General features: G+C 57.4%; 19 protein-coding genes. 9 read left to right on the top strand and 10 right to left on the bottom strand.

Translation table 11 applies throughout. The annotated features are described in order from the left end of the window. The first annotated feature begins 62 nt into the window (after positions 1-62). From F4827_RS23050 to F4827_RS23035, 4 genes are all read left to right on the top strand, one after another. Positions 63-416 (top strand): YciI family protein, encoded by a 354-nt coding sequence (locus tag F4827_RS23050; protein WP_183727493.1) that lies wholly within the window; start codon positions 63-65, stop codon positions 414-416. Positions 417-587: 171 nt separating this feature from the next. Then, complete coding sequence (locus F4827_RS23045) at positions 588-1,010, top strand: YciI family protein (protein ID WP_183727495.1); 423 nt, start codon at positions 588-590, stop codon at positions 1,008-1,010. 49 nt (positions 1,011-1,059) lie between these two features. Next, the gene (locus tag F4827_RS23040; protein WP_183727497.1) at positions 1,060-1,476 is read left to right on the top strand and encodes a VOC family protein; all 417 of its coding nucleotides are present in this window, start codon (positions 1,060-1,062) and stop codon (positions 1,474-1,476) included. After that, positions 1,476-2,831 (top strand): RNA polymerase sigma factor, encoded by a 1,356-nt coding sequence (locus tag F4827_RS23035; protein WP_183727499.1) that lies wholly within the window; start codon positions 1,476-1,478, stop codon positions 2,829-2,831. The genes F4827_RS23040 and F4827_RS23035 overlap by 1 nt, the downstream gene beginning before the upstream one ends. Here F4827_RS23035 and F4827_RS23030 read toward each other — a convergent pair. From F4827_RS23030 to F4827_RS23000, 7 genes are all read right to left on the bottom strand, one after another. Next, a complete protein-coding gene (locus F4827_RS23030; RefSeq protein ID WP_183727501.1) occupies positions 2,821-4,608 on the bottom strand; it encodes a GAF domain-containing sensor histidine kinase in 1,788 nt (595 codons plus the stop codon). The genes F4827_RS23035 and F4827_RS23030 overlap by 11 nt on opposite strands. Positions 4,609-5,405: 797 nt before the next feature. Then, on the bottom strand, positions 5,406-6,296 hold the full coding sequence (locus tag F4827_RS23025; protein WP_183727503.1) for an intradiol ring-cleavage dioxygenase: 891 nt from the start codon (positions 6,294-6,296) through the stop codon (positions 5,406-5,408). Between the two features lie 49 nt (positions 6,297-6,345). Beyond that, positions 6,346-7,431 carry a maleylacetate reductase gene (locus F4827_RS23020; RefSeq protein WP_183727504.1) on the bottom strand — a complete coding sequence of 362 codons (1,086 nt, stop codon included), beginning with the start codon at positions 7,429-7,431 and terminating at the stop codon, positions 6,346-6,348. Positions 7,432-7,443: 12 nt separating this feature from the next. Further along, entirely contained in the window at positions 7,444-8,817 is a 1,374-nt protein-coding gene (locus F4827_RS23015) for an MFS transporter (protein ID WP_183727505.1), read from the bottom strand. Between the two features lie 94 nt (positions 8,818-8,911). Further along, a complete protein-coding gene (locus F4827_RS23010; protein ID WP_183727506.1) occupies positions 8,912-9,904 on the bottom strand; it encodes an amidohydrolase family protein in 993 nt (330 codons plus the stop codon). A gap of 18 nt (positions 9,905-9,922) precedes the next feature. Continuing rightward, the gene (locus tag F4827_RS23005) at positions 9,923-11,155 is read right to left on the bottom strand and encodes an acyl-CoA dehydrogenase family protein (protein ID WP_183727507.1); all 1,233 of its coding nucleotides are present in this window, start codon (positions 11,153-11,155) and stop codon (positions 9,923-9,925) included. Positions 11,156-11,217: 62 nt separating this feature from the next. After that, a complete protein-coding gene (locus tag F4827_RS23000) occupies positions 11,218-11,709 on the bottom strand; it encodes a flavin reductase family protein (RefSeq protein WP_183727508.1) in 492 nt (163 codons plus the stop codon). A gap of 141 nt (positions 11,710-11,850) precedes the next feature. On the opposite strand from F4827_RS23000, the gene F4827_RS22995 reads away from it, so the two are divergent. Next, on the top strand, positions 11,851-12,312 hold the full coding sequence (locus tag F4827_RS22995) for a MarR family winged helix-turn-helix transcriptional regulator (protein WP_183727509.1): 462 nt from the start codon (positions 11,851-11,853) through the stop codon (positions 12,310-12,312). Positions 12,313-12,347: 35 nt separating this feature from the next. On the opposite strand, the gene F4827_RS22990 is transcribed toward F4827_RS22995, so the two are convergent. After that, complete coding sequence (locus tag F4827_RS22990; protein ID WP_183727510.1) at positions 12,348-13,337, bottom strand: transporter; 990 nt, start codon at positions 13,335-13,337, stop codon at positions 12,348-12,350. A gap of 575 nt (positions 13,338-13,912) precedes the next feature. On the opposite strand from F4827_RS22990, the gene F4827_RS22985 reads away from it, so the two are divergent. The 4 genes from F4827_RS22985 to F4827_RS22970 all read left to right on the top strand — a co-directional run bounded on the left by F4827_RS22985 (position 13,913) and on the right by F4827_RS22970 (position 17,512). Further along, complete coding sequence (locus F4827_RS22985; RefSeq protein WP_183727511.1) at positions 13,913-14,965, top strand: CDP-6-deoxy-delta-3,4-glucoseen reductase; 1,053 nt, start codon at positions 13,913-13,915, stop codon at positions 14,963-14,965. Positions 14,966-14,976: 11 nt separating this feature from the next. After that, positions 14,977-15,441, top strand: a complete 465-nt coding sequence (locus F4827_RS22980; RefSeq protein WP_183727513.1) for a VOC family protein — start codon at positions 14,977-14,979, stop codon at positions 15,439-15,441. 42 nt (positions 15,442-15,483) lie between these two features. Beyond that, complete coding sequence (locus F4827_RS22975; RefSeq protein WP_183727515.1) at positions 15,484-16,449, top strand: fumarylacetoacetate hydrolase family protein; 966 nt, start codon at positions 15,484-15,486, stop codon at positions 16,447-16,449. Positions 16,450-16,777: 328 nt separating this feature from the next. After that, positions 16,778-17,512, top strand: coding sequence for a methyl-accepting chemotaxis protein (locus F4827_RS22970; protein ID WP_221303782.1), 735 nt, complete (start codon positions 16,778-16,780; stop codon positions 17,510-17,512). Positions 17,513-17,594: 82 nt separating this feature from the next. On the opposite strand, the gene F4827_RS22965 is transcribed toward F4827_RS22970, so the two are convergent. Both F4827_RS22965 and F4827_RS22960 read right to left on the bottom strand, forming a co-directional pair. Beyond that, on the bottom strand, positions 17,595-19,058 hold the full coding sequence (locus F4827_RS22965) for an efflux transporter outer membrane subunit (protein ID WP_183727520.1): 1,464 nt from the start codon (positions 19,056-19,058) through the stop codon (positions 17,595-17,597). Then, a complete protein-coding gene (locus F4827_RS22960; protein ID WP_183727522.1) occupies positions 19,045-20,073 on the bottom strand; it encodes an HlyD family secretion protein in 1,029 nt (342 codons plus the stop codon). The genes F4827_RS22965 and F4827_RS22960 overlap by 14 nt, the downstream gene beginning before the upstream one ends. Positions 20,074-20,170: the final 97 nt, after the last annotated feature.

Below are 20,170 nucleotides of genomic sequence, written 5' to 3'. Positions count from 1 at the left end.
CGCTATGCTGACAGTCGCGTCAGATTCCCGAGCCAAAGCGCATCTTATGGAGTAGGCACTACATGCCCTATCTACTGCTTATCAGCGAGCCGCGCGGCCAGCGTGCAGCGCGCACACAAGCCGAAGGCGAAGCGCTCTACGCGCGCATGGTGGAATTCGCCGAAGACCTCGACGCGCGCGGCGTTCTGCTCGATGTGCAATCACTGGTTTCCGATACCGACGCCGCGCGCGTGGAAGTGCGCGAAGGGCGCACGAGCGTGGTCGACGGACCGTTTTCGGAGGCGAAGGAAATGATCGGCGGTTTTTTCCTCGTCGATTGCGCCACGCGCGAAGAAGCGCTGGCAATCGCGCGCACTTGCCCGGCGGCGCAATGGGCTAGCGTCGAGGTCCGCGAAACGGGGCCGTGCTTCCGCTAGCCAGGAAATCCTGGTGCTTTCCCTGGAACCGTAAAAAAATCGCTTTGCTGTGTCGATTTGCGTGTGCGTCGCGCGTCGTGTCAATGAGCGCATCGCACGATGCCGCTTTCACTCCCCGACGACCGATACGATCGATGCGATCAGCACGATCCACGCACACAGGAGAACGCAATGCGATTCATGATCATGGTGCGCGCCAATGCGCTAAGCGAAGCGGGCGAGCAACCCGCTGATGAAACCATCTTCGCCGATATGGCGACCTACCACGAGGAGCTGGCGCGCGCGGGCGTGCTGCTCGATGCAGCGGGGCTGCAGCCCAGTTCGAATGGCTTTCGCGTGCGCTACAAGGACGGCAAGCCCAATATTGTCGATGGCCCGTATGCGGAAACAAAGGAACTCATCGCCGGTTACACCTTGATCCAGGTGCGTTCGCGCGACGAAGCGCTCGAATGGGCACGGCGTTTTCCGGCGCCCTTCGGCAAGGAGATGGATGGCGAGATCGAAGTGCGCCAGCTTTATGAAATCGACGACTTCGAAAATCTGGAAAGCATCGAACGCTTTCGCAAGCTCGAAACGCAGAGCAAATTCAAATAATTGGCTATCCAAATCAATATACAAGCCTCAGTCAAGCAAGGAAACGATCATGCACAAGCACATTTTCGTCAATCTGGGCGTGAGCGATCTGAAGCGCTCGATGGACTTCTTCGGCGCGCTCGGTTTTCGCTTCGAGCCTAAATTCACCAACGACAAAGCCGCATGCATGGTGATCGGCGAAAACATTTTTGCAATGCTGCTCACGACGGATTTCATGCGCACCTTCACTGATAAAAGGCTCGTCGATGCGCGCGAGCAGACCGAAGTGCTCACCTGCCTGTCGTGCGAGTCGCGCGACGAGGTCAATACGCTGGTGGATAAGGCGCTGGCGGCAGGCGCCACCTCGAAGCGCCCGCCGATGGATTACGGCGACGCCATGTACGGCCGCAGTTTCGAAGACCCGGACGGCCATATCTGGGAACTGATGTATATGTCGCCGGAAGCGGTGGAGAAGGGCGCGCATTGATGGCTCAGGATGCGGCTCCGGGCACGGCTCAGGACGGCGGGAAGGTTGCCGCGGTCCATCGTTCGATCGAGGCGGTCTGGCGCATCGAGCGCGCGCGCGTGATCGCTTACGCCGCGCGTGTGCTGCGCGACGTGGGCCTCGCCGAAGATGCCGCGCAGGACGCATTGGTCGCGGCGCTCGAAAGCTGGTCCGCGAGCGGCATCCCCGCCAACCCCGGAGCGTGGCTCATGACCGCCGCCAGACATCGTGCGCTCGACCGCTTGCGGCGCGCGGCCGCGCACGCCCGCGCCCACCGGGCGATCGGCGCGGATCTCGAAGCGCTGGAGGCGCATTTCGCTCCCGATATTGCCGATGCGCTCGACGCCGCGCGCGAGAACGAGATTGGCGACGATCTGTTGCGGCTCATGTTCGTCGCCTGCCATCCCGTGCTGCCGCGCGAGCAGCGCGTGGCGCTCACGCTGCGCCTGCTGGGCGGCCTCAGTACGCCTGAAATCGCACGAGCCTTTCTGGTGGCCGAGGCCACCGTCGCGCAGCGCATCGTGCGGGCCAGGCGTGCGCTCGCGGCGGCGAAGGTGCCGTTCGAAGTGCCCGACGCGAAGGCGCGCGCCGGGCGCCTGGCTTCGGTGCTCGAAGTGATCTATCTGATTTTCAACGAGGGCTATGCGGCCACCTCGGGCGCGGACTGGATGCGTCCGGCGCTTTGCGAGGAAGCGTTGCGGCTGGGGCGAATGCTGGAGGGACTCGCGCCCGCGGAAGCCGAAGTGCATGGACTGGCCGCGCTGATGGAGTTGCAGGCGTCGCGCCTGCCCGCGCGCGTGGATCGCGCAGGCCGCGCCGTGTTGCTGGCGGATCAGGACCGCGCGCGCTGGGACCGGCTCTTGATTCGGCGCGGCTTCGCGGCGCTCGAACGGGCACAGCAATGTGCATCGGCGGCTTCGGGCGTGCCTGGGCCGTATGCGCTGCAGGCTGCGCTCGCGGCTTGCCACGCAGGCGCGCCGAGCGCCGCGCAGACCGACTGGGCGCGCATTGTCGGCCTTTACGATGCATTGTTGCGCCTCGATCCGTCGCCGGTCGTGCGTCTGAACCGGGCCGTGGCGGTGGGCATGGCGCAGGGTCCGCAAGCCGCGCTTGCGTTGATCGAGGCGTTGGAGGCGGAACCTGCGCTGCGCCAGTATCCGTGGCTGCCCGCCGTGCGCGGCGACCTGCTCGCGAAACTCGGGCGCCCAGATGAAGCACGCGCGGCATTCGAAAGCGCCGCCGCGCTCACGCAGAACGCGCGCGACCGCGAAGTGCTGCTGGCACGCGCCGCATCGCTGGCGCCCGGAAGTCCGCCAGAGCAGGTTCTCAGAAAATAGCGCTACCTGTGTCTCTCGCGTCAGGCTTGATTGAGCTTTGCGGCGGGGTGTTCTCATCAGGCGTTGGCTGCAGCATAACGCGCACAACGGTGCCTTCCTTGACCCTGCTGGAAACGGTCAGGGTTGCACCTACCCGCTTTGCACGTTCGCCCATTCCAATTAGTCCAAAACCCTCCGTGGGCGCGCCTATGTCGAATCCATTGCCGTCATCGGAAATGGAAAGCCGGAAAGCTTGCTCCGCATAGTCGAGCGACACCAATACGCGTGTCGCGCCAGAGTGCTTCCTGACATTTGTGCAGGCCTCCTGGACGATCCGCACGAATTCCTGCTCAACTGTCTCGTGGAGCGCCGGAAGATTTTCTGGAACCGATAACGTCCAGCTTATCTGACTATTCTCCAGGCAAGCATCGATGACCTTCCGCAGTCCTTGTGAAATGCTACCGGTCTGTAATGCGGCTGCTCGTAACGCCTTCACAGACAGTCGTGCCTCCTCAAGGCCGGAACGCGCTGTTTCTCGGGCTTTTTCCGCGTGGTGCGCTAGCGTCTTGAGATCCGGGCTGGTTAATCCAGCGTCCAGATTGACGATTACGCCCATAAAATGCTGCGCAATCGTGTCGTGAATATCTCTCGCGAGCCGATTTCGTTCCAGCAGGGTGGCCGCTACCCTCTCTTTTTCTTGCCCATCGGCGGCAAGCCTGGTCAGTTGAAGGGCAAGCGTTGCCTGGTGGGCTAGTGTCTGCGCTAGCGCAAGCCGTTCGCTGGAGAAGAATTGGTCTGTAGTGAAGCGAAGGGTGAAACTACCGATCACTTCGCTACCGAGCGTTAGTGGAAGCCCCAGCAATTGCTTGATACCCAGCCGCGTGAATAGCGCACGGTCGGTATCGGTCAAGTCGGGCAGTTCGGCGACTTTGTGCAGGATCGGTCGGCGCCGCCTTATATGGCTGCGCCACCGCAGGTCACGCGCGAGAGGCCAAGACTTGGTCGCAGGGTGCCCAGAGCGTGCATCTACGAACTCGCCCTTGTAATACACGAGGCGCACCGCGTATGTGTCAGTTGCCGGGTCCCGTAACCAAAGCGCTCCGTGATCCGCGCCGAGGTCTCTTGCAATCGAGCCGAGTATGCCGCTAATGGACCGGTTTATATCGGGTTCTTCGGAAAGGCTATCTAACGCGCGTTTTAATGCGTCATTGGTTGCAGAGAGTTCCCGGACTCTCTGCCGTGCGGCACGCTCCCGCTCTTTGGCCAGAGCCGCCTGTTTTGCCACTTCGGCTAGCCTGAGCATATGCAGGGTCAGTGCTGCCTGATGGCCGAACGCCTGCGCTAGATTCAGATCAGCATCTGAGAGATCGATGCGACCTGAAAACGAGACCCCGAGGAAACCGAGGGCAACGTCGCCTACTGCCAAAGGAATTCCGACGGCCAAGGGCTCATTCGATTCGATATGCCATTGTCGTGTGCCGGGCCAAAACAGTTCGGCATGTTCCTCTTTTGCTGCGTCGATGAGGAACGGGCGTCGCGTGTCCATGAGCTGCCGCCAAAAGCGGCTTTGCGTTGCCGATATCCCGACGGTGAAAGGTTGCAGGTCAGGGGCAAGCGCTGGATCTGACGCGTAGCCGGGAGACAGGATGAGCGTCATTTGCAGCCAATCTCTTGCCGGGTCATATTCGAAGAGACATGCTCCTTTCCCGCGCAGCACTGCACGCACCTCTGAGAGCAGGGTGCTGAGAATTTCTTCCGGTCGCGAGGCGTTGACCAGCTTTTCGAGGCTGCCCTGCAACGCGGAATTTACACGCTGAAAGCTTTCTACGCCCTCATTCCCACGGTGTGGCGGCGTTGGACTAAGGGCTGAAGCGCGGGGCGGGGCTGTGCTCACGGTTGGCGGTTCAGAGGCGTTGAGACGGTCGACGGACGTATTCTCTCGTGTAAGAAGCATTCCGGCTGCAACAGCTTCGCGTGCCGGGCACAGCGGATATATCCTGGAAGACGGGGCGCTTTGGTTTGTTCAGCGCGATAATCTTTATCCAGCTGCCTGAATATTAGCTGCCATTCGCTGGAGGTTCCATCGACGTTGGGGGAGAGCGTAATTTTTATGAAGAATGGCAGCCACCCATGGTCACCGTGTGCCGCACCGCTGACGGGACGCGGGAGTCGCAAGGCATCGGCGGCGCGTGTCTCGCCAGCGTAGCAACATGGTAGCCTTGGCTGACTTCGTGATTCCAAGTTACGAACCGCAGTAACGCTGGCTGAAGTCCGGGGCGGCCGAATCGATTTTTGGGGCGGCTGAACAAAGCCTGGACGGCTAGTGAAACCTGAACTTGCCGGTCATTAAATTCGCGGAAGGTTTGCCTTGCGGCTCATTTCGCCCGACTGCCATGCGAACGGGTTTGCAGGTCGCAAAGCTGGGGAATGGAACAAAACGTTGCCTCAAAAAAGGAGAAGCAGCGCCGGTCGCTTCACAACGACAGCATCTGCTTCCCAAAGGCCGACGTTCATGACCTGCTAGCCAGATAAAGGGCGACGTTCTTTACGCGCACCACCGGTAACCCGACATTTTGTCGTCTTGTGACTGCCTGCCTACGCCAATGGCTTAAGCACGAAGTCCTGTTCAACAGACCAGAAGGGCGACGTAAAACCCAGTTTTTCAGCCGCATCCGCGTCTTCAACGTGCTCAAACCGACCGATGAGGCTCTCCTTGACGCCGAAAACGGTATCCTCCTGCAGATAAGGGCAATCCGGCGCGAAGATGTGGGTTATGACCGTTTCGAAGCCCGGCGCCTCGATAATGAAGTGGATATGCGCCGCGCGGTTGGGATGGCGCCCGAGCTTCCCAAGCATTTTCCCGACCGGGCCGTCATCCGGTATCGGATAGAAGCGCGGCTTGACAGAACGAAACCAGAACCGCCCATCGGCATCGCTGGTGAACTTGCCTCGCAAATTCCCTTCAGGCTGTATGCCTTGCTGTTGCACGTCGTAAAAGCCATCATCGTTGGTCTGCCAGACGTCGATGGTCGCACCGGAGATTGGTGCACCTTTGATGTCGACTACCCGTGAGTGCACGACCAAAGGCTCGCCTTTGCCATCGCGACAGATGTTAGTGCCGTTATCAGATATCGACAGCCCGTCCACGAAGAACGGTCCGAGGATCGTGTTCTCGGTCGCCTGTGTCGGTCTGCGATGATTGATGGCGTCGACGAGCATCGATACACCAAGTACGTCCGACAGGAGGATGAACTCTTGCCGCCAGTCGGAACACATGTGTCCCGTGTTCGTCAGGAAGTTGATCGCGGCGAGCCATTCCTCATGGGTCGGCTCAATTTCCTTCACAGCGGCGTGAAGGTGTCGCACAACCGCGCTGGCTATTTCCCGAGTGCGTGGGTCAACGTTGGGGCCAATGCGCGCATTCACCGCTTCGGCGGAATGCGCCTCATCAAATAATGGAAACGATTGTTTCGTGCTTGCATTCATGGTTTCTGTCCAGATGTAGCTTAAAGGCGAGAATGCTGCGTTCCGCGTTTCATGGTTTCGGTTCATCACCCCGGTAGGCCCGGGCTAGCAGATCCCGTATCGCGTGTCGCTCAAGTGGTCGTGGATTCCAGTATGGATTTGCGAGCGCGAGGTCGGTAGCGCGTTCGATGCCATCCTCGGGCATGCCAATGTCCGCGAGAGCGGGCGTCGCGCCGATTGCCTGATTGACGCGGTACAGGTGAAGTGCAGGGTCGTCGACGCCAAGGCTATGGGACAGCCGCTGCATCACCTCCGGTATCGCCGGGCTGTTATAGGCGAGTACATGGGGCAGCAAAGCCGCGTGCGTCTCAGCGTGCGGCAGATCGAACATACCCCCCAACGTGTGGCAGAGCTTGTGGTGCAGAGCCATCCCTACCGACCCAAGACATATGCCGGCAAGCCAGGCGCCATAGAGAGCGTCCGATCTCGCGCCGAGGTCGTGCATCTCATTTCGGATACGTGGAAGCGAGCGCAAGAGAGCTGCGACGCTCTCGATAGCGAGAGCACTTATGACGGGATTTGCATCTCGGGAGTAGAGCGCTTCCACAGCATGGGCTACGGCGTTCATACCGCTAACGCCTGCGATAGCCGGTGGCAAGTCAAGAGTCAGCTCGACATCGTAGATAACGGTTTCAGGAAGAACTTTCGGGCTTCGCTGGGTTGTCTTGATGCCGTTGTCGGTTTCTCCGAGAATCGGCGTCATCTCGGAGCCTGCGTATGTCGTGGGCAAAATGATTTGCGGCAAATCGGTGCGCAGGGCGATTGCCTTTGAGAGACCCGTGGTCGATCCTCCACCAATGGAAACAATTCCGTCAATCTGCGAGGTTTTTACCAGCGCCATTGCTTCCTCTGTGACGTTCACCGGAGTATGCATGCGGGCGCCAAGAAATGTTGCGCCGTAGATGTCGCCCAGGCTTTTAGCAATGGAGCTTGTCACGCTTTCGTGTGGCTGGCCGCAAAGCAGGAGAATCCGGGACATCCCAAGACGCTTCGCCTCCTGTTCCACGTTGTTGAGTGTCCCAGACCCAAATATGACCCGTGTCGGTAGCGACTCGTAAACGAACTCTGTCGTTCTGGAAACGGCGTTGTGTGTCATGCGTCTTTCCTGTTATCCCTGTATCGCCTCGGGGGCGGCTGCCGCCGATAGTCTGTTCTGTTCTGACGCCTGAGAGCTCTGTTTTCTGGTAGCGAAAAGTACAGCTGTGGCCGCGCCAGCGGCTGACAAGACGATCGCGAGAAGCATCACGTTCGAGCCGCCGAAGCTCTGCTGCAAAGCGCCTCCGATGAAGGGCCCCAGAATCGCGCCGAGCCGTCCGATTCCAAGCTCCATGCCGACGCCTGTAGCACGCACGCCGGTCTCGTAGGATGCAGCCGTGTAGTTGTTCAAGACGAACTGGGCGCCGATGATGCAGAAGCCGGCGGCGGCTGTGCTTATCAGATTTACCGCGTGTCCTTTCAGAAATATCATCGCGAGAATGGAGAATGCACCTCCAAACCACCAGGCGGACAGCCAGGCGCGTGGTCGACCGAACCTGTCGACAAGGTGACCGCAGGACAAGCCTCCGATAAAGGACATCACTTGCATCAGTGCACCGAAGCCAAAGCTGACTGCGAAACTCTCGCCACGTGTTTGCATTAACGTTGGTATCCACCCGGATAAGCCAAATACGCAAAAGAGGGAAAGAAAGCTCGCCGTCCAGATAGCAATTGAGAGTTGCCGGTACTGGGAACCAAGAAGGGCGGACACGGAGCTTTGCGTCGCCGCTCCCGCGCTCGCTATGGACGCGTTTTTATATAGCTCTTCTCGCTCTGGCCGGATAGTGCAAAGAATCTCTTTCAACTCCGCATCACGACTGCGCAATGCGAGAAACTTGGGCGATTCGGGAAGGTACCAATAAATGAGTGGTATCAGGGCGACCGATGACGCGCCAACCCAATACAAGCCTTGCCATCCCGTCAGCGGAGTGACGAATATGCCCACCACACCCGCTGCAGCTCCGCCCATCGCCCAACCGAGTGCAACGCCCCACAGAGCGAATGTATTTGCGACCCTTCGCGGTGCGAGCTCGTTAATGTAGGTCGTCGACAGAGGCAGCAACACACCGAGGCCAATGCCGGTGCAAACGCGAATCGCGCAGAAAGAGACGAAGGAATGCGCAAAAAAAGCAGTTGCTAGCGAGAAAACTGTGGCAATCGAAAGACCGCCCAACAGGGTGACCCTTCGGCCAACACGATCGGCTACGAAACCGTGCAGCGTTGCTCCGCAAAGAAAGCCAAGGAGACCGGTGGACACCAGCAAGCCAGCTTGCTGTAGCGTAAGTCCCCAAGGGCCGCGAACGTAGTGGATCACGTAAGCAGGGTTAAACGTGTCGTAGCCGTCAAACAGCGTAAGTAGCGCCAGGATGATTCCCAGTCTGATATGAGTTTTTCCGACGCTGGCATCGGCCAGTTCGTCGTGCACGTTGATAACCTGTGCGTTCATGGTGTCTCACTCCATTTATCGGGACAAGGGCTACCGCTTGGGCTAACTCCTTGTCCGTTTGTGACCTGTCGACCGAGTGCCTAATGCATTTGGGTCATTCAGCCAGTTTGAACAGCCGCGCGGCATTTGTGCGGCCGATTTTCAGCCGGTCGTTGTCGCTGATTGAAGCCGAGTCGAACCAGTCTGCCGCATGGTCGACGTTTTCGAATGGCCAGTCGGTCGAAAACAGAATGCGGTCGGACCCAATTTCAAGGATTGCGTCAATTAGCGTCTGGGTGCGGAAATTCCCCGAGGTCGTCAGATAGAAATTTGCGCGGAAATACTCGGCGATCGGCTTCTTCGCAGGGTAGTTCGGCGCTGCCTTGACCCACGCATTTCGGTTATCGACTCGCCACATGCTGTATGGTAAGCCTTCGCCCATGTGTCCGAGGATGATCTGGAGCTTGGGATGCTCGTCGAACAAGCCGGAGCCCATTAGTCGAAGCGCGTGAACTGCCGTCTCCTGCCCGAATGCCCATGTCGGTCCGAGCAGCCACGGGTGTCCTTCGTAAATAGGCGCGTGGGAAGGAAGCGGGTTGCGGGGATGCAGATAGAAGGGCACGTTCAGCTCTTCGACCTTTGCCCAGAAAGGGCGGAACTGCGCCTGGTCATAGTAGACGGTCGTCTTTTCGTCCCCGACCTGCGAAAATCCATTAACCAAAGCGCCAACGAAACCGAGTTCCTTCACGCATCGCTCCAGTTCCCTGGCAGCAAGTTCCGGCGATTGCATTGGCAGCGCGGCAAATCCCTTGAAGCGATCCGGCCGTTTGGTGACCTGTTCTGCGAGGAAGTCGTTGGCTCGACGTGCAAGGTCGTAGGCCGCCTGGGTATCAGGAATAGCCTGCACCGTCGGGGCATTCAGGGACAAGATCATGAGATCCAGACCGTGCTTGTCCATTTCCTCGATTCGACGGTGCTGAACGTCGAGCAAGCGGCTCTTGAGTTCAACCCAGTATGAAGGCGGCACGAAGCCGGCAGAGTCGGACACTGTCTCCTCGATGGCAAAGTGCTCTTCGAGTGCGATTTTTCTATCAACTTTAACTGCCATTTCTATCTCCAATAACTATCAGTATTGACCTTTTGGCTCGAGACCCAAGGCCATCTGGCCGTACATCGTGCCAACGGTGTCCCAATTCATGCTGATGTGCCGCCCAACGGCGTTCGCATCACGCCATGCTCTTTGCACCGGATGTGACAGATCCAGGCCCTGGCCGCCCGTTGACGCGTTGAGAGCTTCGGTCGCGCGGATTGCAAGGGATACGGAGAAGGCTTGACCGCGTCGGCTGGTGATGCGTTCTTCCACCGAAATTTCCTGTCCGTTCTTGACGGTCTCCTCGCGCTCGCGCAGGTCCGAGAGCAGTACTTTTTTTGCCGCGTCACATGAAGCGGCCGCTTCGGCAACACGCAACTGGATGGTCGGAAACTCGGCCATTTTGTTTTGACCACCTGCCACGGCGCCGCGCGTCACGCGGTTGCTGGTGCGTGCCAGATAATCTTCTAGTGCTCCATGTGCGGCGCCCACAGCAACTGAGGCGAGGCACGATGGGACAGAGCTGAGCATCGGGATCGCATAGACAGGGTTATGGTTGTGCAGTTGAGCGCCCGGGGTCTTGCCAGTTACGGTGTCTGAGAACATGAGTGCGCGGTGGGCCGGCACAAAGACGTTGTCGATGACGAGTGTTTTGCTGCCCGTGCCGGCCAGCCCGACCACGTGCCACGTGTCGTCAATCGTATAGTCTGTGGCAGGGACAAGCAGAAACGCCGGCGCCGGTTTTTCGCGGCCCTCGCCGGGCGGCAGGATGGCGGCGCAGAGCGCCCACTGAGCACATTCGCAGCCGCTTGCAAAGCTCCATCGGCCGCTTAAGACGTACCCACCGTCCGCTGGCTGCGCGGCGCATACCGGAGCGTAGGAGCCACACACCAGCGCGTTGGGATCGCTCCAGACGTCTTTCTGAGCCTGCTCCGGGAAATTGGCAACGAGCCACTGATGGGCCGATAGAAGGCCCGCAACCCACGCAGTGGAAGCACAGTATTTGGCCAGGTCGATATTCAGGTCCACGAGTGCCGAAAAGTCGAATTCCTGTCCGCCAAATGCGCGCGGCTTCAGGATTTCAAAGTAGCCCGCCTCCCGCAGCGCCTCAATGCTTGCCATCGGCACGCGGCGCGCGGTTTCCACCTGCGCGGCGCCGGCCAGAAGGGTGGGGCCGAACGCGGCGATCTTTTCCCGCAACTGATTTACCGTTACCCCTGCAGTGGTGGAAGAGGCGGCAAATTCAAGCTCTTTTTCCGCAACAATCATGATGGACCTCATTTTGAAAAAGGCCGGCACACGCAGTCGTGCCAAGCCAGTTAATACGGTGGCTAGCAATATGCGGCGTTGCGATAAAGCAGCGGCTTTGCGTCGTCGTTGAGCGCCACGTCAACGGCTGTTCCAATAAAAACGGTGTGCGTGCCGAACGGAACTGCGGCGACTTTTTTGCAGAAAATGTTCGCCTGGGCATCGCTGAGATAGTCGATGCCATCTTCGGTCTGGAGCCATGCCCCAATCTGGAACCGCTCTTCCGGGGAGGATGCCCCGCTAAACGCGGTCGAAACTGCCGCATGGTCGTGCCGCAGCACATTGACGCAAAATCGCCGGGCCGAAAGCATGATGTCGTGGAGAAACGTCGACTGATTCACGCAGACAATCATTGACGGCGGATCCATTGAAAGCGAACTCACGGCCGTCATTGTCATGCCGTGATGGCGAGCGCCATCGGCGGATGTGACGATGGTCACGGTGGAAGCCAGCCGGCGCATGGCCGCGCGGAATGTTGTTCCGACCTCTGGTTGCTGAATGGATGGGGCATCCATATTGTCTCCTTGTTGGCGAGGCAGAGAAAGGTGCCTTGTTGGATTTACTATAGTTGCAAATGCAAGAGTTGGCAATGAAAGTAATGCAGTGGGAACAGTTGTTTTGATAGAATTGTTCGATGACTACAAAGGATGCGATTCGTGTACAAATTGACCGATTCCTTTCCGTACATCCTTAACCGCGTCGGCGTTCGCATGGGCGAGCTGTTCTCGCGCCGCATAGCGCCGTATGGTGTAAGTCTTCCCATGTATCGGGTAATGGCGGCCTTGTGGGAGACGCCGGATCAGCGCCTGAACGACCTTGCCGCGATGACTACGGTCGAGCTGTCGACGTTATCGAGGCTGATAGGAAGCATGGAAAAGCTTGACCTCGTTTCTCGCAGTCGCCTTGAAAACAACGCGAGAACGGTTGCAATCAACCTGACGGCGCGCGGTCACAAACTGGTCGAAGAGCTGATGCCCATTGCGCAGCACTTTGAAACAGTCGCAGTGAGCGAACTGTCGGCCGCCAACCTCAAGCTTCTAAAACGCACTCTCGTCGATGTCTACGAGCGTCTGGACACAATCGAGCAGGAAATTGCCAGTCCGGAACTGGTTAAGTAGCCGGACCGGGACAGGAAGGCCCCCGACAGATCGCGCTACCTGAATTTATAAGCAACCTGCAACCAGAACCGGTCACCCCGGGTGCGGTTCTCCACCAGCATCTCGTGCTGCCATTTAAAGACTAGCGCCAGGCTCCTGGTGGGTTGGTACTTGATGAATGGACCCGCAGACAGAACGCGCCCCTCGTTGCCGCCATTCACGATTGCTCCGTTCTGCACGTCGTTGGTGGTCTGCTTGTAAAAATACCCGTTCGCACCGACCTGCAGCTTTGGGGTGACCTGATACCCGAGGTTGTAGTCGATAATGAGTTCGTCGCCTGAGCTATAGTTTGTCTCGTGGTTCGTGGTGTTGAACAGATACATGACCTTGGCACTGATCTCCACCTTGTCGATGGGCTTCAAGGTGAAGAAATACTCGGGCGAAATGCTGTAATAGTGACGTCCAACGTTGGCCAGTCGATGTACGTCGTAGTCCCCCGTCGGCAGGAAAAATTCGATGCCAACCATCTGGTTCAGGTGAGGGCTGTGCCAGCCCAATGCGAGCGGGATAATGGCGGCATCGGATAGACCGGTATCCGACGAATCTTTATGAACAATCCCTTTGGGAGTTTTCACGTCGAAGTGAAGGTGCAGGTCGACAAACGGAACTCCGATACGTGTCATCAGGTTAGCGCCGAGAAACGTGACACCGTCCCAGACATGGTCATAACGAAACGCCAGGGCATTGACATGAGCTCCAAAGTTGTTGATCCCGGCCTTGTCGTTACCCGAACCATCGAGGGTATGGTTTGAATCGTACCTTGCGCCATATAGATAGGCGTAATCGCCTGGAGATGGCATGAAGCCAGCGAGAATTGTGTTCACGCCGATAGGGTAGATTGACCCTCCCCCTTCGGTTGCGTTGGCAACCAGAGGTGCCAGCGCGGCCAGTGCGGCGGCAAGCGCAGCCGTGTATTTCACACCGCAGTTGATCAGTTTCCTCCCGATTGCCCCCGATGACTGGTATCTCCGTTCCAGTGTGATCATTTCAGCATACCTTTTAATGTGTATATAAATTAGGACTGCTATATAAATTTGAGTAGAGATTGCCAGTTGGACATTGGACCTCCATGGTCCGTGGCTCACCTCGATGATCCTTTTGCAGGGTACTGATGAATTTGCGTTTGGAACACTTGCAAACGCAAATAAATTGCAACATATGCCTGCCGGCACTGCAAGCACAAATTGTTAGACTCGGCTAGTGAAAAACCCTAAGGACGGGAGACAATCGATGAAAAGTTTTGCGGAGGACGATGCTCGTGCGGTTTCAGTGACGCTTACGGATCAGGGGCGGGAGTTAGCATGGAAGGTGGTTCCGTCTGCCGAGCTTGATGAGCGGATCGCGCCAGAACATATGTTTACATAAGATGTCGTCCTTCTTAAGCGATTACTTACGCAGGCCGATCAAAATATTTCCGTCATCGCCGTCCATGCGAAGCCTCTGGCTGAGGACTAGGTGTTTACACTGTGTGGCGTTGAAAGGGGAAAGTTTCCAGCTACAATACTTGTAAATGCAAATGTATCCGTACGTTTGTAAATACAAGTTAATTGTGGAGCCGGAGATGTCGTTCAACGTTGTATTAAAACCTAGCGGGCATGCCTTTGTAGTCGGTGAGGGGAAGACCATCCTTGCGGCCGGGCTGGCGGCTGGCAATTCACTGCCGTACAGCTGCAGGACCGGGGTTTGCAACACGTGCAAAGGCAAGGTGATCGAAGGAAGCGTAGACCACGGCAGTGTCCTTGCAACCTATCTGAGCGAGTCGGCCAGAGCGGAAGGATATGCGCTTCTGTGTTGCGCCAAACCGCTGACAGACCTTGTCGTAGAGGTCAGCGAACTCGAAGGCCTCGCAGCGATCGAGCCGAAGATATATCCCTGCAGACTCGTAAAGTTGGAGCGTCCAGCGCCGGATGTTGCAGTGCTGACGCTGCGTATGCCGCCTAACGAAAATATGCGTTATATGGCGGGACAGTACGTGGAGATGATTACCGCCAACGGCGAGCGCCGCTGCTATTCTCTCGCTGGTGCTCCGGACGAAGAAGGTTTGCCGTTCATCCAGCTCCATATCCGCCACATCCCCGGCGGGCTTTTCACGGACCACTTGTTTTCGACCGCCAAAGAACGCGACCTGTTCCGCTTTGAAGGGCCGTTCGGAACATTCTTCCTGCGCGAAGACTCCGATAAGCCGATGGTCTTGTTGGCCAGCGGCACGGGTTTCGCACCGATCAAGGCAATCGTAGAGCAATCGATCAAGCGCAATATCAAACGCCCGATTCATATTTATTGGGGGGGGCGAAAACGGGCAGACATATACGCCTACGAGGTCGCTCAGCGCTGGGAGCTTGAGCACAGCCATATCCGTTTCGTTCCCGTCTTGTCGCATGCGACCCCCGAATGCGGCTGGTCCGGCAGGCTCGGCTTTGTCCATCAAATTGTCATGGAGGACTTTGCTGATCTCTCCGGTCATCAAGTCTATGCGTGCGGTGCGCCTGCGATGGTGGATGCGGCGCGCGCTGATTTCACTGCGCATCGCGGCTTGCCTCCTGACGAGTTCTTTGCGGATTCTTTCCTGACCGCAGTTGAAAAGTCGGGCCATACAACAGCATTAGCAGAGTGAGAGGAGACATCATGAACACCGAAACGTCACACACCGATGCAACAAAGCCGTCGATTGTCAAACCGTACGCGCTTGGGCATGGCACCTTGGAGTGCCGCAATCTCAATGAGTCGCGCCGTTTTTACGAAGAGTTCCTCGGGCTTGAGTGCGTTCGCCATGCGATGCCGGCAATGGCCATTCGGTTTGGGCACAACAAATTCCATATTTTTTGTGTTGAGGTCGGCGATGACCTCCATCCGACGAACCTGTTGAACCACTGGGGCATCGACGTTTCGAGTCGCGAAGAAGTAGACGCTGCCCACGATGCCGCTAAAAGCCAGCAAAGTGACTATGGGATACGCCAGGTGACAGACGTGGTTTTGCAGCACGGTGTCTACTCGTTTTACATCGAGGATCTTGATCATAACTGGTGGGAAATCCAGCATTACGATGGTTTCCAGCATGACGATGTGTTCGATTTCGGTGACCGCTTCTAGAAGTAATGTAAGACGTTGCAAAAATAGCCGAAGGTTCATTTGATGACAGCCCCGTTCTCGCTTGTTACATATCTGTCTTCCGCCAGGATACCAACTGCCGGGATTCTCGTCCGCGACAAGGTTTATCCCGTTGTGGAAGCATTGACCGCTCTAATCAGCAAAACTCGACCGGAGTATCAGTCGGTTTTGGGCATACTTGAAAACTGGGAGGCAGCGGTCGGAGAGATTGCGACGGCGGTCGACGCGCTGGATTTTCCAATACGCGGAAGGGAGCTTGCAGGCGTTCCGGTTTCGACGGTCGTGCTCCATTCGCCGGTTGTGAATCCGGCAGCTGTGTACGGGTCTGGCGCCAACTACGTTGATCACATGGAGGAGATGTCGCGAGTACTGGGGGTGCCAATCCAGAACCCGAAGGCATCCGGCCAGTTGCCTTGGCATTTCGTTAAGACGCCGCGCAGCGCGCTCACCGGTCACCGTGCTCACGTCCAGTTGCCCGCTTATTCGACAAAGCTCGATTGGGAAATCGAACTCGCAGTGATTATCGGAAGGCAGGCAAAGAATATTTCGATTGAGTCGGCGATGGACTACGTCGCTGGTTACAGCGTAGCTAATGACCTTTCCGCCCGAGATCATGTGAAACGCGCTGATGCCCCGGCAGACTCACCCTTCGCATACGACTGGGTATCGCAGAAGTGCTTTGACGGTTCGTGCCCCTTGGGTCCTTCACTCGTACCCTCCGGATTCATCGAAGACCCCTATAACCTCGGTCTGAAGCTATGGGTCAACGGCGAACTGATGCAAGACTCCAACACCAGCAACATGATTTTCAATGTTGCGGAGCAGATTGCCTATCTGAGTTCGCGAACCACGCTCTATCCCGGAGACGTCATCCTTACGGGGACTCCCGCCGGCGTGGGAATGGCTCACAGAAAATTCCTGAAGATTGGCGACGTTGTAAGGCTCGAAATCGAAAAGATTGGTGTGCTGGAAAACACGATAGTCAAATGATCGGTTGCGGAATCAATGTGTATCGTCAGGGTGGCGTCACTCAGGCGCACGTCGCGCTCCTTCTGTGGCTGTGAAATAGGCCGGTAACGTTGCATTACGCAGCTGTGCTCCCCAACCTGCGTATTTCATTTTCCGTTCAGGTAGAGTTATGCAAGCTTTTCGGTGGATATCTCTTATGCTTTCTGCGGCATGCCTCGTCATTGCTGTGTGGCTGGTATCTACTGCGTCGGCCGGTAGCCTGACGATTGCATGCACCGGGCTAGCGATTAGTGCTGCCACTAATGCCGTAATCGCTCTCGTGGCGTGGAGCGCTGCCCGGCGTCGGAGCATGACTGGACAATCGCAGATGGATGCGCTGGTTCCGACCAGGGCTGAGGAGTGCTCTGCTCATTTTGCGGACCATGCTCTTGGTGATGTCAATGGCGTTCAGGACGACCTCCGGCCGTTAATTGAACCGCTGATAGGTCAGCTCGTTGCGTGCTCTGGGCAGTCCATTGAAGCAATGGAAGAGGCCTCAGGCATTGCGCGAGACGCCGCAAAATACGTGGCTGACGGAGCAAATAACACGCAGGAGGCGGCAAAAGTAATCGATAAGCTTGCGGAATTTGCTCGGGCGTCGGCCGTCACTTTCCAGCGACTATCTGCGCAGTCCCAGTCGATTCGGCCGATTGTCGAGACCATGCAGGCAATCGCACGTCAGACCGGCCTCTTGTCGATCAATGCAACGATTGAGGCGGCTCACGCGAGAGAAGCAGGTAAGGGCTTCGCGGTCGTTGCTGCAGAGGTGCGAAAGCTTGCTGAGCGGTCTGCAGATGCCAGCCGCGAGATTGGTATCATCGCAAGCGCACTGAACGATGCTGCGTCTAAAGCGGTGAATGGCATCGAAGATGTAATTGAGCACGCCGAGGTTGGTATTTCGCGCACTCATGACGTTTTATTATCAATGGAAAAAATCTCTGCCACGGCGGAAGTTCGTGCGCAAGTGATGACAAGAGTTCGAGATGGGCTTCACGCGCAAGCGGACCTTAGCTCAAAGCTCAGAGGCATGCTGGATACGGTGTAAAGTGACGCCAAAGTGAGCATCGACCGGATTGATTTCAAAACTGCGTCAGCTGGCATTAAGGCAGTGTCCCGCTTTTACTCTCTTACCTTGCCGGGCCGCCAGACGCCGATCTGACCTCCAGGTCCGAGGATTGCCAGCCACCGCCCAAAGCTTTGACAAGCGACACGGTCGATACAGCGAGAGCCTGCTGACTATGGATCAGTGTTCTTTGTGCGTTAAGGGCGTTACGGTCGGAATCGACAACCTCGAAATAGCTGATGTACCCATGCCGGTATCTGCTGCGCGAAAGGCTCGCGGTTGCTTCTGAGGTTCTTGAGGCTTCGACGTACTTTGTCACTCTGGCACGGCTAGCTTCGATATCGTTCAGCGAATCCTGAACTTCACGTATAGCCTCAAGGACGCTTTTTTCGTAAAGCGCCCGCGTGCCGTCATAGCCCGCCGTTGCCGAACGTACCAAGGCGTCGCGGCGTCCTCCGTCAAAAATCGTGAGCCCCAGGCCGACAGCCAGACTCCAGACAGAGCTGTTTCTATCGAGGAAGGTGCCAAGGTCGCGGCTGGCAAAGCCGCCGTCAGCGGTTAGCGTCAGGGAGGGCAGGTAAGCGGTCCTTGCTATGCCTATCTGTTCGTTCGCGGCAATCAACTGACGCTCCGCCGCGTAGACGTCCGGTCGCCTTTCAATCAACTCCGCAGGCAATCCAACAGGTACCACTGGGATCGTCAAGGGCGAATAATTCGTAGACACGGTGAAGTCCGTAGCAGAGCGGCCGCAAAGGACCGCCAGTCCGTCCACAAGGTTTTCGCGGGTCTGAACCGCATCTGCGAGGTCTGCCTCCGTCGTGCTTAGTTCTGTTTCTGCACGTAAGACGTCGAGATCGCTGGCGACTCCAGCCTTGCGGCGACCTTCATTTAGCTGAAGAGCGACGCGCCGCAGATCAATTGCATGCCGCAGCTGGATTATGTCGAGGTCCGTATACTTGAGCGTCAGATAGAGACTGCTAACTTCCGCTGCTATGCTCAGTCTGGCAGATTCCGCGGCGGCTTCCGAAGACAGGAGGTTTTCCTCTCCTGCTTTGATGTCACCTCTTACGCGTCCCCAAAGATCGACTTCGTAGCTTGCGTTCAATGGAACCGCCCACGTTCGCATCATCCGCTTGGGTAGAGCATTGTCCACCGTGCCAGATACGCGATTTCGCGTGAAGCCTGGGCGAGTATCGACCGTTGGCCACAGGAACGAATCAGAAGACTCGAGCGCTGCTCGGGCTTGCTCAATGCGCGCGACAGCCGTCTTGAGGTCCAGATTTGCAGCCAAGGCATTGTCGACCAGCGAATCAAGCTGGGCGTCGCCGAAAGCGGTCCACCAATTTTGACCGAGCGGCGCTTGTCCTCCAGGTGCTTGCTGGCGATGAGCGAAGAATCCGTCTACAGAAACTTGCGGGCGCACATAATTCGGCGCGAGGTTGCATCCCGTAAGTAAAAATGCCCCTGACAGTAATAACGGGCCAAATGCGAAACGCGCCTGGCGATTTCGATTATTAGTCGGATTCATGAGCAGGCTTCGCGTCAAGCGTTGCCGTAACCGAAAGACCGGGCGCTAAGCGCGCGCGCCCGTGGTCGAAATTGTCGAGCAGTATTTTGACGGGGACCCGCTGCACGACTTTAGTGAAGTTACCTGTGGCGTTATCGGGAGGTAGAAGGGCGAACTGGGCACCCGTCGCCGGTGAGACGCTGTCAACGTGCCCGTGAAGTTTAAGTGCGGGCAGCGCGTCAACGGAGATTTCGACGGGGTCTCCCACCTGGACCCGACTTAGCTGAGTTTCGCGAAAGTTCGCGACAACCCATACTCGAGGCTCGACTACCGACAGAAGCGTCTCTCCCGCGGAAATTCGGGCTCCTGTTTCGATGGTCTTTCGTCCGACATAGCCGTCGACAGGGGAAAGTATATGTGTATAAGATAGTTGTAAGCTCGCGTCCCGCACATTTGCCCGACTTTGTCGTTCAACGGCCTGGGCTGCAACGAGGTTGGCTTTGGCAGCCTCCAACTGGGCATAGGCCTGTTGCAGCTTCGCTCGTGCAGAAGCCTGCGCAGCCTCGGAAGCGTCGTATTCCTGCTGGGATAATCCACGGGGTGTTTCACGGATCAGTTCACCCGCTCGCGCAAAATCGAGTTGTGCTTTCCTGCTGTCTGCGGCCGCACTCGCAATGGTTGCATTGGCCTGGTCAATCGCAGCGCGCGCACTTTCCTGGTTGGAAATTGCCTGTTCGACTCTCGCCTGCTCAAGAGCCACACGAACTTCAAAATCGCGGGTGTCAATCCGGGCGAGTTCATCGCCCGCATGTACAAATTGGTTGTCGTCAACCATTACCGCTTCGACAGTGCCGGAAACCCTGCACGATATAGGGTGCAGATGCCCGGTAACGTAAGCATCGTCGGTGCTCCTCTCGCCGCTCCGGTAGGCAAAATAGATGATTGCGCCAAGGATTGCTGCAAATGCGAGAAGCGCCAGAAAGGCGATGCCCCTGACGGTCCTGGTTGTTCCGATTGGTTTCTGCACCTCAGACACAGCGTCTCCTGCTGTTCAAATCGGCACATCAATTTAATCACGTGCTTATCTGCTTGACCTGTTGCCGGCGGCGCAGGGGGGCGTCTATCAAAAGGAA

This window comes from Paraburkholderia bannensis (assembly GCF_014200455.1).
GTDB lineage: Bacteria > Pseudomonadota > Gammaproteobacteria > Burkholderiales > Burkholderiaceae > Paraburkholderia > Paraburkholderia bannensis_A.
Note: the sequence above shows the minus strand (reverse complement) of the source record. Positions and strands in the feature narration are given on the sequence as shown.

Coding starts and splice junctions, on each gene's coding strand:
- F4827_RS23050 (WP_183727493.1), top strand. CDS start 63: ATGCCCTATCTACTGCTTATCAGCGAGCCGCGCGGCCAGCGTGCAGCG.
- F4827_RS23045 (WP_183727495.1), top strand. CDS start 588: ATGCGATTCATGATCATGGTGCGCGCCAATGCGCTAAGCGAAGCGGGC.
- F4827_RS23040 (WP_183727497.1), top strand. CDS start 1,060: ATGCACAAGCACATTTTCGTCAATCTGGGCGTGAGCGATCTGAAGCGC.
- F4827_RS23035 (WP_183727499.1), top strand. CDS start 1,476: ATGGCTCAGGATGCGGCTCCGGGCACGGCTCAGGACGGCGGGAAGGTT.
- F4827_RS23025 (WP_183727503.1), bottom strand. CDS start 6,296: ATGAATGCAAGCACGAAACAATCGTTTCCATTATTTGATGAGGCGCAT.
- F4827_RS23020 (WP_183727504.1), bottom strand. CDS start 7,431: ATGACACACAACGCCGTTTCCAGAACGACAGAGTTCGTTTACGAGTCG.
- F4827_RS23015 (WP_183727505.1), bottom strand. CDS start 8,817: ATGAACGCACAGGTTATCAACGTGCACGACGAACTGGCCGATGCCAGC.
- F4827_RS23010 (WP_183727506.1), bottom strand. CDS start 9,904: ATGGCAGTTAAAGTTGATAGAAAAATCGCACTCGAAGAGCACTTTGCC.
- F4827_RS23005 (WP_183727507.1), bottom strand. CDS start 11,155: ATGATTGTTGCGGAAAAAGAGCTTGAATTTGCCGCCTCTTCCACCACT.
- F4827_RS23000 (WP_183727508.1), bottom strand. CDS start 11,709: ATGGATGCCCCATCCATTCAGCAACCAGAGGTCGGAACAACATTCCGC.
- F4827_RS22990 (WP_183727510.1), bottom strand. CDS start 13,337: ATGATCACACTGGAACGGAGATACCAGTCATCGGGGGCAATCGGGAGG.
- F4827_RS22985 (WP_183727511.1), top strand. CDS start 13,913: ATGTCGTTCAACGTTGTATTAAAACCTAGCGGGCATGCCTTTGTAGTC.
- F4827_RS22980 (WP_183727513.1), top strand. CDS start 14,977: ATGAACACCGAAACGTCACACACCGATGCAACAAAGCCGTCGATTGTC.
- F4827_RS22975 (WP_183727515.1), top strand. CDS start 15,484: ATGACAGCCCCGTTCTCGCTTGTTACATATCTGTCTTCCGCCAGGATA.
- F4827_RS22970 (WP_221303782.1), top strand. CDS start 16,778: ATGACTGGACAATCGCAGATGGATGCGCTGGTTCCGACCAGGGCTGAG.
- F4827_RS22965 (WP_183727520.1), bottom strand. CDS start 19,058: ATGAATCCGACTAATAATCGAAATCGCCAGGCGCGTTTCGCATTTGGC.